The 20,782-nt window shown below is 66.3% G+C and carries 15 protein-coding genes; 5 read left to right on the forward strand and 10 right to left on the reverse strand.

Annotated elements, in window-relative coordinates; genetic code table 11:
• Positions 1-18 precede the first annotated feature (18 nt).
• Together AC1MHZ_RS17480 and AC1MHZ_RS17485 are read right to left on the reverse strand one after the other, a co-directional pair.
• Positions 19-1,317 carry an ATP-binding protein gene (locus AC1MHZ_RS17480; protein ID WP_084858956.1) on the reverse strand — a complete coding sequence of 433 codons (1,299 nt, stop codon included), beginning with the start codon at positions 1,315-1,317 and terminating at the stop codon, positions 19-21.
• A 6-nt stretch (positions 1,318-1,323) separates the two neighbouring features.
• Positions 1,324-2,025 carry a response regulator transcription factor gene (locus AC1MHZ_RS17485; protein WP_324812369.1) on the reverse strand — a complete coding sequence of 234 codons (702 nt, stop codon included), beginning with the start codon at positions 2,023-2,025 and terminating at the stop codon, positions 1,324-1,326.
• A 160-nt stretch (positions 2,026-2,185) separates the two neighbouring features.
• On the opposite strand from AC1MHZ_RS17485, the gene AC1MHZ_RS17490 reads away from it, so the two are divergent.
• The 3 genes from AC1MHZ_RS17490 to mobA all read left to right on the forward strand — a co-directional run bounded on the left by AC1MHZ_RS17490 (position 2,186) and on the right by mobA (position 7,132).
• Positions 2,186-3,361, forward strand: a complete 1,176-nt coding sequence (locus tag AC1MHZ_RS17490) for an efflux RND transporter periplasmic adaptor subunit (protein ID WP_324812372.1) — start codon at positions 2,186-2,188, stop codon at positions 3,359-3,361.
• Positions 3,362-3,372: 11 nt separating this feature from the next.
• On the forward strand, positions 3,373-6,495 hold the full coding sequence (locus AC1MHZ_RS17495; protein ID WP_084858959.1) for an efflux RND transporter permease subunit: 3,123 nt from the start codon (positions 3,373-3,375) through the stop codon (positions 6,493-6,495).
• A 61-nt stretch (positions 6,496-6,556) separates the two neighbouring features.
• Entirely contained in the window at positions 6,557-7,132 is a 576-nt protein-coding gene (gene mobA / locus AC1MHZ_RS17500; protein WP_482966719.1) for a molybdenum cofactor guanylyltransferase MobA, read from the forward strand.
• 110 nt (positions 7,133-7,242) lie between these two features.
• On the opposite strand, the gene AC1MHZ_RS17505 is transcribed toward mobA, so the two are convergent.
• The 5 genes from AC1MHZ_RS17505 to peaA form a co-directional block, all read right to left on the reverse strand.
• Positions 7,243-8,913, reverse strand: a complete 1,671-nt coding sequence (locus tag AC1MHZ_RS17505) for a fatty acid CoA ligase family protein (protein ID WP_084858961.1) — start codon at positions 8,911-8,913, stop codon at positions 7,243-7,245.
• 128 nt (positions 8,914-9,041) lie between these two features.
• Positions 9,042-10,163 (reverse strand): quinohemoprotein amine dehydrogenase subunit beta, encoded by a 1,122-nt coding sequence (gene peaD / locus AC1MHZ_RS17510; RefSeq protein ID WP_084858962.1) that lies wholly within the window; start codon positions 10,161-10,163, stop codon positions 9,042-9,044.
• A gap of 32 nt (positions 10,164-10,195) precedes the next feature.
• Positions 10,196-10,519, reverse strand: coding sequence for a quinohemoprotein amine dehydrogenase subunit gamma (gene qhpC / locus AC1MHZ_RS17515; protein WP_084858963.1), 324 nt, complete (start codon positions 10,517-10,519; stop codon positions 10,196-10,198).
• A 1-nt stretch (position 10,520) separates the two neighbouring features.
• Entirely contained in the window at positions 10,521-11,951 is a 1,431-nt protein-coding gene (gene peaB, locus AC1MHZ_RS17520; protein WP_084858964.1) for a quinohemoprotein amine dehydrogenase maturation protein, read from the reverse strand.
• 57 nt (positions 11,952-12,008) lie between these two features.
• Positions 12,009-13,574, reverse strand: a complete 1,566-nt coding sequence (gene peaA, locus AC1MHZ_RS17525; RefSeq protein WP_084858965.1) for a quinohemoprotein amine dehydrogenase subunit alpha — start codon at positions 13,572-13,574, stop codon at positions 12,009-12,011.
• Positions 13,575-14,044: 470 nt separating this feature from the next.
• Here peaA and AC1MHZ_RS17530 point away from each other — a divergent pair, with 470 nt between their 5' ends.
• Positions 14,045-15,538 (forward strand): aldehyde dehydrogenase family protein, encoded by a 1,494-nt coding sequence (locus AC1MHZ_RS17530; RefSeq protein ID WP_482966720.1) that lies wholly within the window; start codon positions 14,045-14,047, stop codon positions 15,536-15,538.
• 120 nt (positions 15,539-15,658) lie between these two features.
• Positions 15,659-16,978, forward strand: coding sequence for an alginate export family protein (locus AC1MHZ_RS17535; protein WP_482966721.1), 1,320 nt, complete (start codon positions 15,659-15,661; stop codon positions 16,976-16,978).
• 118 nt (positions 16,979-17,096) lie between these two features.
• Here the strand turns inward: AC1MHZ_RS17535 and qhpG are convergent, their stop codons facing one another.
• The 3 genes from qhpG to AC1MHZ_RS17550 are packed head-to-tail and all read right to left on the reverse strand — an operon-like array spanning position 17,097 to position 20,782.
• Positions 17,097-18,389 (reverse strand): flavin-dependent monooxygenase QhpG, encoded by a 1,293-nt coding sequence (gene qhpG / locus AC1MHZ_RS17540; RefSeq protein ID WP_084858967.1) that lies wholly within the window; start codon positions 18,387-18,389, stop codon positions 17,097-17,099.
• Positions 18,382-19,059, reverse strand: a complete 678-nt coding sequence (gene qhpE, locus AC1MHZ_RS17545) for a subtilisin-like serine protease QhpE (protein ID WP_084858968.1) — start codon at positions 19,057-19,059, stop codon at positions 18,382-18,384. Before qhpE ends, qhpG begins: the two co-directional genes overlap by 8 nt.
• A complete protein-coding gene (locus AC1MHZ_RS17550; RefSeq protein WP_482966722.1) occupies positions 19,049-20,782 on the reverse strand; it encodes an ABC transporter ATP-binding protein in 1,734 nt (577 codons plus the stop codon). Before AC1MHZ_RS17550 ends, qhpE begins: the two co-directional genes overlap by 11 nt.

Here is a 20,782-nt window from a genome sequence, read left to right on the forward strand (position 1 = left end):
CGATTGGGGCGTTACAGGCTATCCCGCCGGCAGGCGAATCCTGAACTGCGCTCCCCCCAGGGCCGACTGCGCCACAGTCAAGGACCCGCCCTGCCCTTCGATGGCCCTGCGGCTGATCGCCAACCCCAGCCCGAAGCCGCCAGTGTTGCGGTCGCGGCTGCGGTCGAGGCGGTAGAACGGCTGGAAGATCCGCTCACGCTCCTCAGGCGGGATGCCGATGCCGTCGTCTTCCACGGTCAACAGGCAGGCGCCATCGTCCTCACGGCGCAGGCGCAGCAGCAGGCTTTCATCGCAGTAGCGCATGGCGTTGCGCACCAGGTTCTGCACCGCGCGGGCGGTCAGCCTGGGGTCCAGGACGAACCGTGGCAGGTTGTGCTCGGCGCGCACCTCCCACTGAATACCCCGGCCGTCGAGCTCCTCGGCGAACCCACCCAGCACACTGTCGACCAGCTCCAGCAACGACACCTCGACCCGCTCACGCGCCTGGTCGGCATTCTGCAGGCGGCTGTAGGACAACAGCTCCAGCACCAGCTCATCCAGCTCGCGCACATGCCCCACCAGTTCCAGCAGGCGCTTGCGGCTGGCCGGTGGCACTTCGTCGAACAGCAGCACCAGGCCGAAGTCCAGGCGGGTCAAGGGGGTGCGCAACTCATGGGACACTGCGTTGAGCAGCTCACGCTGCTGGTTGACGTGGCGCTCCAGGTCGCTGGCCATGGTGTCGAACACCCCCGCCAGCTCACCGATGTTCGAGCGTGGCGAGATGTGCGTGCGTTCGGACATCTGCCCCTGCCCCAGGCGCCTGGCGGTTTCCTTCAGGCGCTCCAGGTCGCGCCAATGCGGCCATACCCACAGCAGCAGGCAGCCCAGCAGGGCAGCACCGATCAGCACCGTGACGCCCCAGGACAGCAGGTTGATGTCGATCGGGTCGGGGGGGGTGTGCAGGCTCACCAGCCATTGCGAGTCCAGCGGGGCCAGGGCCGTGTCGTAATAACCCCAGTCGCCGATACGCACCACGTTCAGGCCATGTTCCAGGCGAGCCTGCTCCTGCACCGTAAGCCCCGCCTGGGCCATGGGCAGCAGCTTCACCTCCAGGGGGGCGAAGCTCTGCGCCAATTGCTGCTCGACCGCTGGCCATTGATCGGGCGGTGCCTGGCGGAACTGGCGGACGATCAACGACTGCACGCCCTTGGTCTGCTCCAGGTTGTAGGCCATGAAACGGTCATGGAACAGCGCGACGATGGAGTCGGGTATGAACAGGATCGCCCCGGCATAGGCGGCGATGATCACCAGGTACAGGCGCACCAGGATCTTGAGCATGACGTGTCAGTACTCCCACTCGACCCGGCTGAACAGGTAGCCCTTGCCCCAGACGGTCTTGATCTTGCGGGCTTCGCCGGCGTTGTCGTCGAATTTGCGCCGCAGCTTGGAGATCGCCACGTCCACCGAACGATCGGTGCCGTTGAACTCGATGCCTCGCAGTTGCTGGAGGATGCGGTCGCGGCTGAGCACCTCGCCGGCGTTGCGCGCCAGCACCACCAGCAGGTTGTACTCGCCGCTGGACAACTCCACTTCGTCGCCCCGCCAGGTCACCACGCGTTCAGCCAGGTCGATGCGCAGCCCGCCGATCTGGATCAGGTCGCTGTCCAGCCGAGGCTCGTTGACACTGCTGCGACGCAACAGGGTGCGCACTCGGGCGAGCAGCACTCGCGGCTCGCAGGGTTTGGTGACGTAGTCGTCGGCGCCCATCTCCAGGCCCAGTACCTGGTCATGGCTGTCATCGCGGGCCGTGAGCATGAGAATCGGCAAGGTCTGCGACTCCTGGCGCAGCAACCTGCACACCTGCAAGCCGTCCAGGCCGGGGAGCATGAGGTCGAGCACCACCAGGTCCGGCCGTTGCCGGCGGAACTCCTCCAGCACATGGTCGCCCCGGGCGATCACCCGGACATGGAAGTCGTTGCGTTGCAGATAGCTGGCGATCAGTTCGGACAGGGCGCTGTCGTCTTCGACCAGGAGAATGTTCGGCATAGATGTGAAGAAGGAACAGGGTTGGCGATGAGGCAGGATATAGAATCCACGCACGATCAACGCCAATTCTTACACTTTTTCACATTCGCCCTACAGAGCTTCACAGCCAGGCGCGCAGCGGCTGCCTTAGCATAGGCACTGTCATTTCTGGAAGATCCGTATGTCCATTTCCCTTCCCTTTCGCCTGCGCCCACTGGCGCTCCTGGCGCTGCTGACCTTGTCGCTGGCCGGTTGCGACGACGCCGCCGACCAGGATGAACAGGCGCCCGCGCCCCAGGTGCGGGTGGAAACGGTGCAGGTCCAGCCCCTGGCCATCAGCACCGAACTCAGTGGGCGTATCCTCGCCCCCCGTACTGCAGAGGTCCGTGCCCGGGTGGCCGGCGTGGTGCTCAAGCGTGTGTATCGCGAGGGCAGTGACGTCAAGCAGGGCGACGTGCTGTTCCTGATCGACCCTGCGCCGTTCAAGGCCGACCACGACAGCGCCCGCGCGACCCTGGCCAAGGCCGAGGCCAACCTGTACCAGGCCCGCCTGCAGGAACAGCGCTACCGCGAGCTGGTCGACGACAAGGCGGTCAGCCGCCAGGAATACGACAACGCCCGGGCCACCTTCCTGCAGGCCGACGCCGAAGTCGCGCAAGCCAAGGCCGCCCTTGAACGGGCTCGCCTGAACCTTGGCTATGCCACGGTCACCGCGCCGATCTCCGGACGTATCGGCCGGGCCTTGGTCACCGAAGGTGCGCTGGTCGGCCAGAACGAGACCACGGCGCTGGCGATCATCCAGCAATTGGACCCGATCCATGCCGACGTCACCCAGTCGACCCGCGATCTCAATGCCCTGCGCCGTGCCATGCGCGCCGGCGAGCTGCAACAGGTCGGCCAGGACCAGGCCCGGGCCACGCTGATCCAGGACGACGGCAGCGCCTACCCGCTACCGGGCAAGCTGCTGTTCTCCGACATCAGCGTCGACCCGAGCACCAACCAGATCACCCTGCGCAGCGAGTTCCCCAACCCGGACTTGGACCTGTTGCCCGGCAGCTACGTGCGCGTGCGCCTTGAGCAGGCCCTGCAACCCAAAGGCATCAGCGTGCCGCAGCGGGCCATCCTGCGCGATAGCGCCGGGGTGCCGAAGGTGCTGGTCGTCGACCCACAGCAACGCATCAGCGAACGCCAGGTGGTGCTCGGCAACGCCCAGGGCGACCGCTGGATCGTCAGCGAGGGCCTGGCACCCGGCGAGCGCGTGGTGATCGAGGGCCTGCAACACGTCAAGGCCGGCGACCAGGTCCAGGTCGCCCTGCCCCAGGATGGCCTGCCCATCGTCCAGCACAACGGCCAGTGAGGGCCTGATCCATGCCGCAGTTCTTCATCGACCGCCCGGTGTTCGCCTGGGTGGTCGCGCTGTTCATTCTCCTGGCCGGGGCCTTGGCCATTCCGCAGTTGCCGGTGGCCCAGTACCCCAACGTGGCGCCTCCCCAGGTGGAGATCTACGCCGTCTACCCGGGCGCCTCGGCGGCGACCATGGATGAAAGCGTGGTCAGCCTGATCGAGCAGGAGCTCAACGGTGCCGACAACCTGCTGTACTTCGAGTCCCAGAGCAGCCTGGGCAGCGCGACCATTACCGCCACCTTCGAGCCGGGCACCCACCCGGACCTGGCCCAGGTGGATGTGCAGAACCGCCTGAAGGTGGTCGAGTCACGCCTGCCCCGGCCGGTGACCCAGCAAGGCCTGCAGGTGGAGAAAGTGTCCACGGGCTTCCTGCTCCTGGCCACCCTCACCTCCGAGGACGGCAGCCTCGACGAGACGGCCCTCTCGGACATCCTCGCACGCAACGTGATGAACGAGATCCGCCGCTTGAAGGGCGTGGGCAAGGCCCAGCTGTATGGCTCCGAGCGCGCCATGCGGGTGTGGATAGACCCGCAGAAGCTGATTGGCTTCAACCTCACGCCCAACGATGTGGCCGCGGCCATCGCCGCGCAGAACGCCCAGGTGGCTCCGGGTAGCATCGGCGACCTGCCGGGGCGCAGCACCCAGGAAATCACCGCCAACGTGGTGGTCAAGGGCCAGCTGAGCACGCCCGAGGAGTTCGCCGCGATCGTCCTGCGTGCCAACCCCGACGGCTCCACGGTGACCATCGGCGACGTCGCCCGGGTGGAGATCGGCGCCCAGGAATACCAGTACGGCACGCGCCTGAACGGCAAGCCGTCCACTGCCTTCAGCGTGCAACTGTCCCCCGGCGCCAATGCCATGGAGACCGCGACCCTGGTGCGGGCCAAAATGGAGGAGCTCTCGGGCTACTTCCCCGAGGGCGTGCACTATGACATCCCCTACGACACCTCGCCGTTCGTCAAGGTCTCGATCCAGCAGGTGATCAGCACCCTGTTCGAGGCCATGCTGCTGGTATTCGCGGTGATGTTCCTGTTCCTGCAGAACCTGCGTTATACGCTGATCCCGACCCTGGTGGTGCCGGTGGCGCTGATGGGCACCTTCGCCACCATGCTGGCGCTGGGCTTCTCGGTGAACGTGCTGACCTTGTTCGGCATGGTCCTGGCCATCGGCATCCTGGTGGACGACGCCATCGTGGTGGTGGAAAACGTCGAGCGGATCATGGCCGAGGAAGGGCTGCCACCCAAGCAGGCCACGCGCAAGGCCATGGGCCAGATCAGCGGGGCCATCGTCGGCATCACCCTGGTGCTGGTGGCGGTGTTCCTGCCGATGGCCTTCATGAAAGGCTCGGTGGGCGTGATCTACCAGCAGTTCTCGGTGTCCATGGCGGTGTCGATCCTGTTCTCGGCATTCCTCGCCCTGAGCCTGACCCCTGCCCTGTGCGCCACCCTGCTCAAGCCGGTGGCCAAGGGCGAGCACCATGAGCGCAAGGGCTTCTTCGGCTGGTTCAACCGGCGCTTCGAGGGCATGAGCAACGGCTATCAGCGCTGGGTGGAACACGCCCTGGCGCGCAGCGGCCGCTACCTGCTGGTATACGGGGCGCTGCTGGCGGTGCTTGGCTACGGCTTCAGCCAATTGCCGACCGCCTTCCTGCCCACCGAGGACCAAGGCTATACCATCACCGACATCCAGCTGCCGCCCGGGGCCAGCCGCATGCGCACCGAGCAGGTGGCCGCACAGATCGAGGCGCACAATGCCGAAGAGCCAGGCGTTGGCAACACCACACTGATCCTGGGTTTCAGCTTCTCGGGCAGCGGGCAGAACGCAGCATTGGCGTTCACCACGCTCAAGGACTGGTCCGAGCGCGGCGCCGACGACAGCGCGCAATCGATCGCCGACCGGGCCACCGCAGCCTTCAGTCAGCTCAGGGACGCGGTGGCCTATTCGGTCTTGCCGCCGCCGATCGACGGCTTGGGCGAGTCCACCGGCTTCGAGTTCCGCCTGCAGGACCGTGGCGGCATGGGCCACGCGGCGTTGATGGCGGCACGTGACGAGCTGCTGGCCAACGCCCGCAAGAGCAAGGTGCTGGTCAACGTGCGCGAGGCCTCGCTGGCCGAGAGCCCGCAGGTGCAACTGGAGATCGACCGCCGCCAGGCCAATGCCCTGGGTGTCTCGTTCGCCGACATCGGCGCAGTGCTCGATACTGCCGTGGGCTCCAACTACGTCAACGACTTCCCCAACCAGGGCCGCATGCAGCGGGTGGTGGTGCAGGCCGAGGGCGACCAGCGCAGCCAGGTGGAAGACCTGCTGAAGATCCACGTGCGCAACAGCAGCGGCAAGATGGTGCCCCTGGGCGCCTTCGTCCAGGCCCGGTGGGTTAGCGGCCCGGTGCAACTGACCCGCTACAACGGCTACCCGGCGGTGTCGATTTCCGGCGAGCCCGCCGCCGGCTACAGCTCCGGCGAGGCCATGGCCGAGATCCAGCGCCTGGTCGACCAGCTGCCGGCCGGCGCCGGCCTGGAGTGGACCGGCCTGTCGCTGCAGGAGCGCCTGTCCGGCAGCCAGGCCCCCTTGCTGATGGCCCTGTCGCTGTTGGTCGTATTCCTGTGCCTGGCGGCGTTGTACGAGAGCTGGTCGATCCCCACCGCCGTGTTGCTGGTGGTGCCCCTGGGCGTGCTCGGAGCGGTCCTGGCGGTCACCCTGCGTGGCATGCCCAACGACGTGTTCTTCAAGGTCGGCCTGATCACCCTGATCGGCCTGTCGGCGAAGAACGCCATCCTGATCATCGAGTTCGCCAAGAGCCTGGTGGACCAGGGCCAGGACCCGGTAGACGCCGCCGTACAGGCCGCCCGCCTGCGCCTGCGGCCGATCGTGATGACCTCGCTGGCGTTCATCCTCGGCGTGGTGCCGCTTGCGATCGCCACCGGGGCGAGCTCGGCGAGCCAGCAGGCCATCGGCACCGGTGTGATCGGCGGCATGCTCAGCGCCACCCTGGCGGTGGTGTTCGTGCCAGTGTTCTTCGTGGTGGTGATGCGCCTTGCCCGGCGACGCCAAGCCAAGGACAGCCAGACGGTGACCCACCAAGCCTGACTGGACAACACTGGCCTGACATGGGAGGGTTCCCGGCATCGACTGCCTGGAACCCTTTTTCATGTCCACTGCCCTGCCCCCTTGCTCCACGTTGATTCTTGCCGGCGGTCGCGGCCAGCGCATGGGCGGCCGCGACAAGGGCCTGCTGCCCTGGCGGGGCGAGCCGCTGGTGGCGCACGTACAACGGGCGGTGAGGCCGCTGTGCGACGATGTGGTGATTTCCTGCAATCGCAACCACGAGGCCTATCGGGGCTATGCCGACCAGTTGGTGTCCGATGCCGAGGCGGATTTCCCCGGGCCGTTGGCCGGCGTGATCGCCGGGCTCGCGGTGGCGCGGCATGAGTGGGTGGTTCTGCTGGCCTGCGATGCGCCCCTGGTCGACCGGGCATTGATCGAGGGCCTGCTGCGCTTGGCCGTCGAGCACGACAGCCCGGCCATGGTGCGCCAAGGTGGCTATTGGCAGCCGATGTTCAGTGTGTTGCCGCGCAGGGTGCTGCCCGTGCTGGAGCAGGCCTGGCGGGAGGGCGAGCGCAGTTTGCAGAAGGCGCTGTTGCGCGGGTCGGTGCAGGGGTACGAGTGTGCCGAGGACGATGCCAGATTGAGCAATTTCAACTGCCCCGAACGGCTGGAAGAATAAGCTGCCTGGGCCGCCCCAATCGCGAGATCCTGCTCCCACAGGCTCACCGCAACGTTACATACTGTGGGACCGGAATTGCCCCGCGATTGGGCTGGCACGAACTACGCAACTTACCGGCCGATTTCCGAGATACTGATCTCACGCATCCTGAACTTCTGCACCTTGCCGGTCACCGTCATGGGGAATTCATCGACAAAGCGGAAATACCTGGGCACCTTGAAATGCGCGATGCGTGCCTTTGCCCACTCGCGCAGCTCGTCCTCGCTGGCCGTGTGCCCAGGGTGGAAGCGGATCCAGGCCACGATCTCCTCGCCATACTTGCTGCAAGGGATGCCGACCACCTGCACATCGGCCACTGCCGGGTGGGTGAAGAAGAACTCCTCGAGTTCCCGCGGGTAGATGTTCTCCCCGCCCCGGATGATCATGTCTTTGCTGCGCCCGACGATGCGCACGTAGCCGTGCTCGTCCATCACCGCCAGGTCCCCGGTGTGCATCCAGCCTTCGCTGTCGATGCTCTCGAGGGTGGCCTTGGGGTTGTTCCAGTAGCCGAGCATCACGCTGTAGCCACGGGTGCACAGCTCGCCGATCTCACCGCGGGGCACAGTGGCGCCATCGGCATCGATGATTTTGCTCTCCAGCCGTGGCTGGGTACGGCCCACCGTGGTCACGCGCAGTTCCAGTTCGTCTGCCGGGCCGGTCTGCAGCGACACCGGGCTGGTCTCGGTCATGCCGTAGGCGATCTGCACTTCAGCCATGTGCATTTCGCCGATCACCCGGCGCATCACCTCGATCGGGCAGGTGGCGCCGGCCATGATGCCGGTGCGCAGGCTGGACAGGTCGAAGTCGCCACGCTGCGGGTGGTCAAGTTCGGCGATGAACATGGTAGGCACACCATAGAGGGCCGTGGCCTTTTCCTCGGCCACGGCGCGCAGGGTGGCCAAGGGATCGAAGGCATCGTTGGGGTAGATTAGGGTGCTGCCGTGGGTCAGGCATCCCAGGTTGGCCATGACCATGCCGAAACAGTGATACAGCGGTACCGGCACCACCAGGCGATCATGCTCGGTCAGGCCCAGGCTTTCGCCGACCATGTAGCCATTGTTGAGGATGTTGTGGTGGCTGAGGGTCGCACCCTTGGGAAAACCGGTGGTGCCGGAGGTGTACTGGATGTTGATCGGGTCGTTCACCCCTAGCCCTGCCTGGCGTTGGGCCAATGCCTGGCCGCTGACTTCGTCTGCACGCACCTGCAGCGCCTGCCAAGCCAGGAACCCACGCGGCGGCTCGTCGGCCAGGCTGACCACCCCACGCAGTTCCGGCAGGCGCGCGCATTCGAGCTCGCCGGGGCGGCTGTCCTGCAGCCCCGGCACCAGGCCGAGCAGCATGGCGTGGTAGTCGGAGGTCTTGAAGGCACCGGCACAAATCACCCAGCGACAGCCCGACTGGCCCAGAACGTAGTCCAGCTCGCTGCTGCGGTAGGCCGGGTTGATATTGACCAGGATCGCGCCGAGCTTGGCACTGGCGAACTGGGTGATGTACCACTGGGCGCAGTTCGGCGCCCAGATACCCAGGCGGTCGCCGGCCTGCACGCCCAAGGCCATCAGCGCCCGTGCATGGCGATCGACGGCCTCGGCCAGGGTACGCCAGGTGTAGCGCAGGCCTTGGTGATGGACGACCAAGGCTTCACGGTCGGGGAAGCGGGCGACGGTGGTGTCGAAGGCGTCGCCGATGCATTGGCTGAGCAAAGCTTTGTCTGGATTGCCTTGGGTGTAGCTTGGCTGAGGCATGGGTGCTCTCTTCTTGTTCTGGCGTTCATCGATCGACCTCTTCGCGGGTACCCCGCTCCCACAGGTTCATCGCTGACCATGTGGCAGCGGGCTTGCCTCGCGATGAGGGCAGCACTGCCTGCACAGGACTACCGGACGAACACCTGTGTGGTGGTGATGGCCATATCGCCCCCTGGCAGCTTGATGTTCTTCACCTTCTTCAGGGTCTGCGGGTCGAACACCGCGATGTCGTTGAAGGTCCCGGCCAGGTACAGCTTGCTGCCAGCTCGGTCGAAGGCCACGCAGTAGTAAGTGTGGTCCAGGTTGGCGGCCTCGATCAGCTTCTGCTGCTTGATGTCGTAGCGCGCCAGGCGGTTGAGCACGCCGTACATCTGGTTGGGGTCCTTGGGCGAGCGCAGGCCGGTGAAGTACAGCTCGGTGAGGTCGGCGAACTCCTGGGTGTGGGTCTTGCCGGTCTTCAGGTCCACGCTCAGGTAGCCATACAGCAGCGCGGCTTCGTTCGGGTCCTGCTTGGCATCCTTGAACCTGGCCACGGTGTAGAGCATGGAGAACTCGTGCAGGCCCGTCTGGTGCGGCCAGAAATACAGTACATCCGGGGCGCTGTAGCCTGGGCGGTTCCAGTTGCGCAGCGCCAGCGCCACCTCGTACTTGCCGGTGTTCACGTCCATCTTGTAGATGTCTGGCCCGGCGACATACAGGCTGCCATCGTCGGCTGCGCGCATCAGGTAGACCTGGCGCGGCATGGGGAAGCTGCGCACGGGCTTGGCGCCTAGGCCGTCGGCCGTGCGGAACACCTCCAGGCGCGGAGGCTTGACCACGTAATGGTCGTTCAGGCGCTGGGTCGGGTTGACCGTGACATACACCTCCTTGCCGTCGGGGCTGATGGCGAAGGAGAACATCGAACGGCCGATTTCGCCGGGCACACTGGACAGGTTGGCGTGGAAGGTGGTGCCACAGGTATCCAGGTCGATGCCGTAGATATCGCCGAAATGGTTATTGAGCACGTAGGCGGTGCGTTTGTCCGGCGCCATCATCGCCGTGCCGGGGCCGAAAGCATCGGGCATGCGGCAGGTCTTGTAGAGCGAGTCGCTGGCCACGTCCACCACATGTAGGTTGTTCGGGTAGTTGGTAGCGATCAGGTACTCGTGGCCGGCCTTGAGGGCGGGCCCCGTGTCGGCGGCCTGGGCCATCCAGGCGCCGGCACAGGCGGCGACGGTGAGCGCGAGCTGTGCGCAGAATCCAGCTTTCATGCGGTTTCCCCTTGTCGTTCTTGTCGGGCCGGTCATTTGTCTTTCGGGAACACGGTGCCGAGGTTGCGCCAGTCATCCTGGGAGTTGGTCGCCTGGGCGTTCCAGTCCTGGTAGGTGCTCATCATGTCCGGCACCTGGGCCGGCCACCAGCAGGGGTCGGAACAGCCATACAGGTCGGCCTCCATGGGTTGGCAGAGCGAGGTGACGCCACCGAAGGCATCCACTTCCCAGCCCGGATCGGTGGTGGCGGTGCAGCCGGCCACCGCGCTCATGGCCACCACCTCTTCGATACGGTCTTCGGCGGCGGCCTGGTCAAGGATGCGGGCCTTGTTGTTCAGGGGCTTCAAGTGCTTCATGTCAATGCGCCTTCCGCGGGGTGATGTAGCGATCGATGAAGGCCGGGTTGCCGGCCATGATGCGGCTGTAGACTTCGATGCCGAAGTCCACCCAGTCGCGCATCAGTTCGCAGTAGTGGTAGGTCGGGTGGGTGGGGTCGCCGTAGCGCGCATAGCTCTCGTGGTAGCAGCCGCCGGAGCACAGGTTGCGGATGCGGCAGCTTTCGCAGCCGGTGCCGCTGCGGTCAAGGCGCTGGGACAGGAAGTCGTTGAGCTGTGCCTGCTTGACGCCCTGGTGCACGTTGCCGAAGGTCGGCAGGCTGGAGCCGGTGAAGCGATGGCACAGGTTCAGCTCGCCTTCGTGGTCCACGGCCAGCATCTTCAACCCGGCGCCGCAGGGCAGGGCCTTCTTGTGCCCTTCATGGATGTCGGTGATCAGCTGGTGCAGGTTGGAAAAACCGATGCTGCGGTGTTCCAGCGCTGCCTCCAGGTAACGCCGGCCCAAGGCCTTCATGTTGGAAAAAACCTGCACCAGTTCCTCGCCGGTCAGGTTGAAGCTGGCCATGTCGCCCGATGTCACCGGGGCAAAGCCCACCTCGGCGAAGCCCAGTTCGTTGAACAGGTGGTTCCAGATGGTCTCCACGTCGGTGATGCCCCGGGTCAAGGTGACCCGGGCGCCGACGGGGCGGCTGCGGTAGCGCGACAGCAGCATGTCGACCTTGCGCCGGACTACGTCGTAGGTGCCCTGCCCGCCCACGGTGATGCGGTTGCGATCATGCACGGTCTTGGGCCCGTCGATGCTCACCGACAGGCCGAAGCGATGGGCATCGAGCCAGTCGACGATCTGCTCGGTGAGCAGCGTGGCATTGGTGGTCATGATGAACTCGACCTGTTTGCCCGCCTCGGCGAACAGACGTTCGCAGTAGGCGACCATGTGCTCGATCAACGGCCGGTTGGACAGCGGCTCGCCGCCGAAGAACACCACGCTGTAGCGTTGCTCGTCGGGCGACTCCTCGAGCAGCATCTGCACCGAGGCTTCGGCGGTGGCCGCGCTCATCTTCTTGCCGGCCGAGGGTTTGTCCAGGTCTTCCTTGTAGCAATAGGTGCAGCTCAGGTTGCAGCCGGTGTTGACGTTGAGCACCACGGTGTTCAGCGCCGTGCGCTCGACCTTGCGCAGGGCGATCTCCGGCGTCAGCGGCGAGCCGTCGCTGACCAGCTCCAGGGCGATCAGCTCGCGCAGGGTGTCCTCGATATCCTGCCCGGCGAACCGCTGGCCCAGGCGCTGCACCAGTTCCTCGACGGAGCAGCCCTGCTGGCGCAGGGTATCGATGATGCCGCCGGTCACCGCGTCGGCGGCGAACAGCGAGCTGCTGGGAATATGGAAGAGCATGCGGTCGGCATCGACCTGCACTTCGTGCAGGTTGCGTTCGACCAGGTTCAATAGTGCGCCCATGGCGACCTCTCGATGATTCTTCAGCCCGTTTTCATTGCATGCGCGACAACCGCCCCCTTAGGGCAAGGGCGGGTTGTTCCAGCGCTGCACGGTAACGATCATGTGGCCTTCACCCTTCTGGCCACCGTCCTCGAGTTCGGCGATGACCTTCAGGTTGCCGGCGTTGTTGGTCATCATCTTGCGCTCGGGGTTGGGGCCGGCGCCGGCCGGCATGAAGATGCCGTCGGCCTGCATCTTGCCGGCGAATTTCACGTCCTCGTCTTCGTCGGCACGTTCGTTGAACGGCTCGACCGTCCACCTGGCCGGCAGGTAGCCGATGCGTAGGGGCTTGCCGCTGGCGTCCTTGCCCCAGGCCTCGGCCTCGAAGCGGCCCTGGACCTTGGGCGTGGAGCCGCCGTTGTCGCCGATGCGGGCGATGGAGAAGGCAGGCACCACCTTGACCTCCTCGACTTTGTCGTAGACCGCCAGGTTCGCGCCCTTGAGCGCGCCGACGGCCACCTCACGCTGGCCCGGTGCGGCATCGGCCGCAGCCCGAGCCTTGACCCGCACCAAGGTCGGTGTGGACTCCAGCACTTCGGTCACCTCGACCCCCGCCCCCAGCACCGGCTTGCCGGACAAGTCGCTGCCGACCAGCGTGATCTCGCTTTCGCTGCCGGCCTTGATGTACGCCGGCTGTACCGCCAGCAGACGTGCCTTGCCCGCCTTCACGGCGGTGAAATCCAGGCCTCGCTCGTCGTGATCGGCCTCGAACATGCGCCCCGTCATCTCGCCGTCCAAGGCTGCGAACACCTGGCGCAGAGTGCTGTCGCCCACCTTGACGTTGCCACGCCACTCATAGCCGTTGTAGAGAATCGCCGAGCCGCTGCCGTTGAATGGCGTGCCGTCGGCGTAGGTACCCCTGACCTCGACCTTGAAGGTGTCGTCTTTATCAGCGGTCACACTCATCACGCCACGCACATCGCCCTTGGCCAGCATGTGCCCACTGAAAGCCCACTGGCCCGGCAGGCCATCGGCCTTGGGCCGGGTCTTCAGCCATTGCGCCCAGGCCGGGTTGTCGAGGGGATAGCGCTTGGCCAGGGCCGGGACCATCTGCGTGAGGGCGATGTCCAGCCAGTCGCGGTCGCGGGCCTGGGCCTGGTATTCGAGGGAGGGCCATTGGCCGAGGTGGAAGTTGACCAAGTGCTCCCATTCCTTGGCCGGGCGGCGCTGCAGCGCAACGCGCGCGCCAGAATGGCAGCGGCCGCACATCTGGCTGGTCTGGTCATCGAAGTGCTCGACGGTATTGAGTCGGCGCTCCATGGCGTAGCGCACGCCTTCGGTTTCGCTGGGCGCCAGGCCCTGCTTGTCGGCCAAGTACTTGACCAGGGTGCGACGGTCATCGTCGCTGATCTGCAGGCCATGCATCACCTGCATGCGGGCGATGCTCATCAGCCAGCCTTCCGGGGTCTTGCGCTGGTGGCTGATGCGGCTGTAGTTGTCGTTGCCTTCGGGGGTATGGCACCCCATGCACTTCGATTGCAACAGGCTCGGGCCCTGCTCGGCCGCCATGGCCTGGGTGCTCAGCAGTGCGGCGGCGACCAGCGCCAGTTTGCCCGCATGCCGCCGGAGTCGAGTCGTCTTCAAGGTCAGACCTCCACGGTGTTGTTCTTATCGTTTTCGCACGCTCGGGTACTGCAGGTGCATGTGGCCAGTGCTGATACAGAAACTGTGCCAGCATCAACAAAATCCTGTTATTTCAATTGGTTGAACGGTCTTTCCAATGTGTTTCATATCGCCATCAGCGAGCCGGAACGTCCCATTTCGCGACAGGCTGTTTCAGCTTGAGACAACCGCTTCGCGGGGTAAACCCGCTCCCACAGGGCCGGCGCCATCGCAGGGCTGGTAGACACAGGTTCACCCCGCGAAGGGGCGACCCAGGCCACCTGTTTCATCCGCGTCTCACCCCGTCTCAATGTGCAACAGCATAGCCGCCCGTTCCCTGCCCACCCCTGGGGTAAAACCCTTGCCACGCAAGCCATTGCCACCTGCCATCGAACCTTGGCACGCCCGTTGCGCTTCTGCCCGTCACACCCACTGACACGAGGCACCAAACCATGCATTGCGACCTGCCCCTCCTGCCCGCCACCCGCGCCTTCCTCGCACGCAAGCTGAAGATGCGTATCGGCGCCGACTGGCAGGACGCCGCCAGCGGCCGGACCATGGCCTTGCGCAACCCGGCCACCGGCGAAATCCTCGGCCAAGTGCCTGCAGCCGACCTGCAGGATGTGGACCGGGCGGTCAAGGCTGCGCGCCAGGCCTTCGACGACTCGCCCTGGAGCCGCCTGCGCCCACGCGAGCGGCAGAACCTGCTATGGCGCCTGGCCGACCTGATGGAGCGCGACGCCCAGGTGCTGGCCGAACTGGAATGCCTGAACAACGGCAAGAGCGCCGTGGTGGCCCAGGTGATGGACGTGCAGCTGGCCATCGACTTCCTGCGCTACATGGCCGGCTGGGCCACCAAGATCGAGGGCAGCACCGTCGAACCCTCCCTGCCGCTGATGCCCGACGAGCATTTCCATGGTTTCATCCGCCGCGAGGCGGTGGGCGTGGTGGGGGCGATCGTGGCCTGGAACTTCCCGCTGCTGCTGGCCTGCTGGAAACTCGGCCCGGCGTTGGCCACCGGCTGCACCCTGGTGCTCAAGCCCGCCGACGAGACCCCGCTGACCGCCTTGAAGCTGGCCGAACTGGTGGATGAGGCCGGCTACCCAGCCGGGGTGTTCAATGTGGTCACCGGTACCGGCCTGAACGCCGGCGCGGCCCTGAGCAGCCACCCGGAGGTCGACAAGCTGACCTTCACCGGCTCCACCGAGGTCGGCAAGCTGATCGGCAAGGCCGCCATGGACAACATGACCCGCGTCACCCTGGAGCTCGGTGGCAAGTCGCCGACCATCGTCCTGCCCGATGCCGACCTGCAGCAAGCCGCCGCCGGTGCTGCCACGGCGATCTTCTTCAACCAAGGCCAGGTGTGCTGCGCAGGTTCGCGGCTGTATGTGCACCGCAAGCACTTCGACAACGTGGTCGCCGACATCGCCGCCATCGCCAACGGCATGAAGCTCGGCAACGGCCTGGACCCGACCGTGCAGATGGGCCCGTTGATCTCGGCCAAGCAGCAGGACCGGGTCACCGGCTACATCGACCTGGGCCGCGAGCTGGGCGCCACCATCGCCTGTGGCGGCGAGGGCTTCGGGCCGGGCTACTTCGTCAAGCCGACAGTGATCGTCGATGTCGACCAGCGCCACCGCCTGGTGCAGGAGGAAATCTTCGGACCGGTGCTGGTGGCCATGCCCTTCGACCATGTCGACGAAGTGGTGCGCCTGGCCAACGACAACCCCTACGGGCTGGGCGCGAGCATCTGGTCCAACGACCTGGGCACGGTGCACCGGATGATCCCACGCATCAAGTCCGGTTCGGTATGGGTCAACTGCCACAGCGCCCTGGACCCGGCCCTGCCGTTCGGCGGCTACAAGCTGTCCGGGGTCGGACGCGAGATGGGGGCCAATGCCATCGAGCACTACACCGAGCTCAAGTCGGTGCTGATCAAACTTTGACCCAAACCCGCGCCCACAGGTACGACGCTGGACATATGGGCGCGGGGTTGCCCCGCGATTTGACCTTGCAGACTACATAACGATTGCGCCAAACCAGAACAAGAAAAATGGAGCTCCCCGATGATTCGAATATCCCCGCTTCCCCTGACCCTGCTGCTCACCACAGCCCTGCAAACCGCCACCGCTCACGAGCTCTACAACCACAACGGCACTGTCCTCAATGCCGACCTCGAAGCCCTGTTCGGCATCTTCCATAGCGACAAAAGCTTCAACCAGGCCGGCAATCGCCAGCCCGGCAGCAGCGCCTGGCGCGAGGGGTACGTCAAGTATGGCGTGAGCGCCAGCCAAGCACTGGCCGGCCGGGGCACCGCGTACGGCGCCTTCAGCCTGCTCAGCTCCGCCACCTGGGGCGATGGCGACGCAGCGGGCCTTAGCCTGGGCGACGAGCGCCGCACGGCCGTGGAGGATGCCTACTTGGGCTGGCGCTCGGGCAACCTGTTCCCGGCCTTGGGCGAGGACGGCATCGATGTGTCCGGCGGACGCCAGGTGGTGACCCTGGGGGACGGTTTCCTGATCCAGGGCGACCCGGTCAACCTCGGCAAGGTCGACCTGGGCGCCAACTTCAACCGTGGCGGTGCGTACTACCTGGCCGCCCGCAAGGCCTTCGACCGCACCGGCGTGCTGCGCCTGGGCGGCAGCCAGGGCTGGCGCGGCGACCTGATGTGGCTCAAGTCCGACAACCACTACCAAGCCGACACGGCCTTGGCCGTGGGCAACCTGGAGCACGTCGGCGAGGCCGGCACCGTAGGCCTGAGCTGGATCCGCGGGCTCGACGTCGATCAGCGCTACGCCCGGATCATGGGCCTGGAGCACCGCGACGGCATGGACACCTACAGCCTGCGCGGGCGCGGCAGCCTGGGCGTGAAAGACCTGGAAGTGGCCGCCGAATATGTCACCCAGGACCGAACCGGCGGGCGCGAGGAGGCCGGGTACGTGGAAGGCAACTGGACCTTCTCCGCGCTGCCCTGGTCACCCACCGCCACCTACCGCTACAGCCGTTTCTCCGAGGACTTCGACCCGCTGTTCTTCGGCATGAGCCGTGGCTATGGCACCTGGTTCCAGGGGGAAGTGGCCGCCAACTATGCCGGGCCATTCAACAGCAACACCCAGGTGCATCACCTGGGCCTCAAGGCCAAGCCGCGGGACAACCTGACCCTCGGGGGGGTGTATTTCGACTTCGATACCCTGGACACCGAACAAGGCAACTTCGGTGGGCGCGAGGTGGACCTGTATCTGGAATGGATGGTCAACGACCACCTGCTGATCAGCCCGCTGGTGGGGTTCTATACGCCTGAGCGCAGTGCCGACAATGGTGGCGTGCAGCTGGGCGGACGGGACACCGGGACCTATCTGCAGGTGCTCGTCGGGACGTTCTTCTAGCCTGCCAGGGACCGCTGCGCGGTCCTTTCGCGGCATAAGGCCGCTCTACTGGGGCTGCGCGGGCTCTTGCAAGAGCGTCCCTGTGCCGCGAAAGGGTTGCAAGGCAGCCCCTGCCACCTCACCGATACCCCTGCTCGCCCAACCACCGCAGCACCATCGCCCGCTGCCCCGCAGGCACCTTGCCCAGCACCTCGTCCAGCGACGCCCCTTGATGCAACCCCTGCACCACCGGTGCCAGCTCGACACCCTGCACATGCCAGATTCCCAACGGCTGGTCCGCCGTCACCACCACCTCGGCCTGCGCCACCAGCCCATCGCGCAGCACCGGCCGCTGCTCCACCCGCACCGCCTGCCAATGCGCGGCAACATGCATCGGCTGCGCATCCGGCCACGCCCGGCGCCGCGCCCAGAAGTCATGGCCAGCCTTTTCCAGTTCCTGGGCATAGAAGTCCCGCCCGGTGCGGGCAAAACGCAGGAACAACTGCTCCACCCGTGACTGGTGGAACTGCCGGGCCAGGGCCGCACGCGCAGGTTCGCGCAACAGCGTGTTGATCACCACCGGGGCCTGCAACGCCGACGACAGCGACTGGAAGATCCCATTCCCCGACAGTGGGTCCACGGCCATGGCCGCATCACCCACCCGCACCCAGTCCATCCCTACGCAGTCGCCCGCCAGAATCGCCGTGCTGCTGCGAGCGACTACCTCGCTGGGCCGCAAGGCCTGCTCGTCGAATAGGTGTGCCACCAGCGCCGACTGCCGCCTGCGCGTGGCACAGTATTCGGGCAATGCGGCCTTGCCGGGCAAGCCGGCGGCATCCAGGGTCACCTGCCAATAGCAGCGGCCATCGGCCAACCGTGCCATCCAGGCCCAGCCGTCCTCCAGGCTCTGCACCGCCGAGGCGGGCTCGCCCGGCGTGGACTGCCAGAGATTCAACAAGCTGACGGTCTCCGGGCCGCGCAGCCGGTCCGCGGCCAAGGGCGCCTGGCGGCCACGGGCTTCGACCAGGAACTGCCCGTGCAGCACCTGGCCGTCGACCAGTTGTACGTGGTAACCGTCCTGGTGCTGCACGTCCCGCACTCGGCCTTCGACCAGGGTCACCCCGGCACGGCACAGGTCGTCACGTAACGCATGGTCGAAACGCTGGCGGTCTAGCAGGTACTCCTGGTTCATTCGCAGCTGTTCGCCGTTCCAGTGCACCTGCCGGGTCGCCGGCACCGCCGCCTGGCGCAGGGCATCGGCCAGCCCGGCATGGCGCAGCCCTTCGAGCACTCGCTGGGACACCCCCTCCACCGCGGCGAAACGACGCCAGTCGGAGATCACCGTGACCGGATAGCCAAGCCGACGCAGCCCCAGGGCGGTCGCCGCACCGGCCGGGCCGGCGCCCAGTACCAGCACCCTTGGCTCAGCCATCGCCGAGACGCCTGCGCTCTGGTCCGGTATAGGCGGCATCGGCCCGCAGGTGCGTCAACACGTGCTCGCGGCCAAGGCCCGGACGCGCAGCCAGCCAGGCGGCGATTCGCCCACTGAGCGCTGCGCAGGCCAGGCTCGCGCCCGCCATGGTCCGCCCACCCACCGGGCCGCCCAGGTCGGCCTGGGCGCTGCCCAGCCAAGACCACTGCTCTGCTGCGCAACGGGCATCACCGGTGATGCGTATCACGCCCGGATAACAGGCCGGGTATACCGGACTGCCCTGGGCCGGGCTGGAGGCGCACAGCACCACGCCGGCCGCCTGGGCCTCGGCGCAGGCCTGGCGCAACACCGGGCGGTCCTGGTGCAAGCCCAGGCTCAGGTTGACCACGTTCGCGCCCTGCTCCACCAGCCACAGCAAGGCGGCGGCCACCTGCAAGGCGCTGGTGCTCCATTGCTGGTCGAAGACCTGGGCCATCAGCATGGGCAATTCACCAGCCTGCGCCTGCACACCGGCCAACACCGCGCTGCCGTGGCCAAGGCGATCGGGCAGCAGCGCCCCTTCGCGCAGCATGCCGTCCTCGAGCCAGAACCGCCGTGCCGCCAGTAGCTGGCCGGCCTGCTCGGGCGAACAACCGCTGTCGATCACGCCAACCCGTACGTCACTGGCCATGGCCCGCCACCTCCCGGGGCAGGACGCGCAGCTGGCCATCGTGCAGATGCAGGTGCAAGTCGGCATCGGCCAAGGTCGAGGCGCGGTGGCTGATCAGGATGCGAGTACGCCCGGCGAACAGCTGGTCGATGGCGGCGATCACTTCGCGCTCGGTGGTTTCGTCCACCGCCGAGGTCGCCTCGTCGAGCACCAGGATCGCTGGATCCTGCAACAGCGCCCTGGCGATGGCGATGCGTTGCTTCTGGCCGCCGGAAAGCTGCTGGCCACGCTCGCCAAGCAGGCCGTCCAGGCCCTGTGGCAGGCTTTGCACGAGACTGTCCAGCCGGGTCAGGCTCACCACCCGCTGCAGGTCGGCCAGGCTCGCCTCGGGTGTGCTGTATGCCAGGTTCTGCGCCAGGGTGCCGCGAAACAGCACGATGTCCTGGCTGACCACCGCGATGCGCCGACGCAAGGCCGACAGGCCTAGCTCGCGCAGGTCGATGCCGTCGAGCAGGATGCGCCCGGCATCGGGGTCGTAGAAACGCTGCAGCAAGTCGATCAGGGTCGACTTGCCCACCCCCGAGGCACCGCTGACGGCCACCTTCAGGCCACCCGGAATACGCACGTCCACCTTGCCCAGCACCGCGCCCTCGCGCCCGGCATGGGCAAACGCCACCGCCTCCAGGCGCAGCTCGCCCGGCCCTTGCGGCATCGGCTGCGGGTTGTCGGCCTCGCGCACCGTCACCTGCGCCTGCTTGAGCTCCATCACCCGCCCCAGGCTCACCGCCATGCGCTGCACCGCTACGTACAGTCCCAGCAAGCTCTGCACCGGGCCAACGGCCATGGCCAGGTAGGTGGAAAAGGCGATCAGCGCACCCAATTGCCACGTGCCTTGGATGACCCACCAACCCCCGATCATGAAAGCACAGGCCCGGCACAGCGAGGTCAGGGTACCAGGCACTGCCTGGGTGAAAAATTCGGCGACCTGCACCTTGAGCAACTGGCCCATATAGCCCTGGCCGAGCCGCTCCAGACGCTCTGCCTCGCGGTCCTGCTGGCCGGCCGCCTGGATGAATTTCATCGCCGGCAGCGTCTCGACCAGGAACGACGACACATCCGCCGAGCGCTCGCGCAGGCTGCGCACTTCGCGTTCGACCTTGCGTCGCATCCAGCGCAACCACAGCACTTCGATCGGGACCAGCAATGCCAGCAGCAGCGACAGTTGCCAGGACAGCACCAGCATCAGGCCGACCGCACCGACCAGGCCGATCACGCTGGACACCGCCGAGAATAGCGAGTCCACGGCAAAACGCTGGATCTCGGCGACATCGCCGTCGAGCCGGGAGAGAATATCGCCGGTACGCCGTTGCCCGTAGAACCCCGGCGAGAGCTGCTGCAAGTGGCGGTACAGGTCGTCGCGCAGGGCGAACAGGATGCGCCCGGACAAACGGGTGTGCAGGTAGCGGTTGATGCCCGACAGCAAGGTGCCGAACAGCCCGGCGCTGATCATGATCGCGGCCATATGCCAGAGGGTGGTGTAGTCTCGGGCCAGCAAGCCGTCGTCGATCAGCGTTTTGACCAGCCAGGGTTGAGCCAGGGCCAACAGCGACGCGGCCAGGGACAAGCCCAGCAACACCGCGATGGCGCGCCGCTGGGGGCGCACGAAGCCATACAGCCAGGCCAGGGCCTGGCGCATCAGCACGGGGTCGCTGGTTTCCACCAGCCGCGCGAACAGGCCGCCCAT

The organism is Pseudomonas sp. FA-1, assembly GCF_056856075.1.